The organism is Methylobacterium sp. WL18, assembly GCF_008040015.1.
Classification (GTDB): domain Bacteria; phylum Pseudomonadota; class Alphaproteobacteria; order Rhizobiales; family Beijerinckiaceae; genus Methylobacterium; species Methylobacterium mesophilicum.
Window position 1 is genome coordinate 1 of record NZ_VRVD01000815.1, and the last position, 1,803, is coordinate 1,803.

General features: G+C 71.6%; 1 protein-coding gene. It reads right to left on the reverse strand.

The annotated features are described in order from the left end of the window. Positions 1 to 160: 160 nt before the first annotated feature. A complete protein-coding gene (locus FV228_RS28615) occupies positions 161 to 1,525 on the reverse strand; it encodes an 8-oxoguanine deaminase (RefSeq protein WP_147857571.1) in 1,365 nt (454 codons plus the stop codon). Between the last annotated feature and the right edge of the window lie 278 nt (positions 1,526 to 1,803).

Here is a 1,803-nt window from a genome sequence, read left to right on the forward strand (position 1 = left end):
GACCCCAAACGCGTGGCCGCCAGCCAGCGAAAACCCAAGCCGCGGTCTACCGAGCCCGCACGCCAGACCAACGCCCATGTCGCAACCGCCAGGGTTCTGGCAAATCAAACACCTTGAAAGGGCTGGGTCCCGGACCTTTTGAATGCGAGACTTTCGAGCCTCACCCCGCCCCGAACAGCGCCTTGGCCAGCCGCGAATGGTCCTCGCGCAGGCGACCCGTATCCACACCCAGCGGTTCACCGTCGATCACCCGCCAGCGGCCGGCCACCATCACCCGGTCGGCCCGGGTCGCGCCGCACAGGACCAGGGCGGCCAGCGGATCGTGGGCGCCGGAGAAGCGCAGCTCGTCCAGGGTGAACAGGGCGAGGTCGGCCTCCAGGCCCGGCGCGATCCGGCCGATATCGGAGCGTCCCAGGCAGGCGGCCGAACCCTGCGTGGCCCAGCGCAGGGCATCGAGATGGGTCACGGCCTCGGCCCCGTAGGTGAGCCGGCTCAGCATCAGCGCGTGCCGCACCCCCTCCATGAGGTTGGAGCTGTCGTTGGACGCCGAGCCGTCGACCCCGAGTCCCACGGGCGAGCCCGCCGCCTCCAGCTCGCAGGTGCGGCAGCGGCCCGAGGCCAGGGTCATGTTCGAGGTCGGGCAATGGCACACGCCGACCCCGGCCTTGCCGAGCCGGGCGACCTCGGCGTCATTGAAGTGGATGCCGTGGGCGAGCCAGACCCGGTCGGTCATCCAGCCGACCCGTTCCAGGTAGTCCACGGGCCGGCAGCCGAACATCGACAGGCAGTAGCCGTCCTCGTCCAGCGTCTCGCCGAGATGGGTGTGCAGGCGGCAGCCGTGCCGGGCGGCCAGCTCCGCGCTCTCGCGCATCAGCCGCTCGGTCACCGCGAAGGGCGAGCACGGCGCCAGGCCGATCTGCACCATCGCCCCGGGGGCGGGGTCGTGGAACAGGTTCAGAACCCGCTCGCAGTCCGAAAGAATCGTGTCGTCGTCCTGCGTCAGCGTCTTGGGGGGCAGGCCGCCCTCCCGGTCGGACAGGCTCATCGAGCCCCGGGTCACGGCGGCCCGGATCCCGAGGCTCCGGGCCTCCTCGACCTGGACGTCCACCGAATCCTCCAGCCCCTCCGGGAACAGGTAATGGTGGTCGCCCGCCGTGGTGCAGCCCGAGAGCAGCAATTCGGTATAGGCCACGCGGGTGGCGAGGCGGAACGCCTCCGGGGTGATCCGGCCCCAGACCGTGTAGAGCGCCTTCAGCCACGGGAAGAGCGGCTTGTTGATCGCCAGCGGGTGCGCCCGGGTGAGCGTCTGGAAGGCGTGGTGGTGGGTGTTGATCAGCCCCGGAACGACCACGTGGCGCGAGGCGTCGAAGGTCTCGTCCACCGGGGAGGCCGGCCGGGCGCCCGCCCCGACGATCTCGACGATCCGGCTGCCCTCCACCACGAGGCCGCCCCCGGCCCCCTGCGCCAGGATGGCCAGCGGATCGCGGATCCAGACCCGGCGGCCCGGTGCCTCGGCGTCGCGCATGCTGTTCCCCTCGGGTCCCGACCTCGCACCGGACCGGTATCGGACCCGGCGCGGCGGCCGGCAAGCCCCGGAAGGGTCCGGGGCGGCTGTCTCGCGGGCCGGCACCCCCGGGCTTGACGCTCCCGGGCGGCGCTGAGACATGTCAGCGGGACTGACCTTCTTATCTTACGGTCTGCTCGAAGTGACGGTCTACTCCAAGTGACGGCCTGCCCCCCGTGACGTCATCGGTCCAGCGCGACGGAATGCGCGTCTCCGGGCTCCCCGCCGCGGCGCCCCGT

Bases quoted from the DNA above. Each gene is read 5' to 3' on its own strand.
- FV228_RS28615 (WP_147857571.1), bottom strand. From the start codon at position 1,525: ATGCGCGACGCCGAGGCACCGGGCCGCCGGGTCTGGATCCGCGATCCG.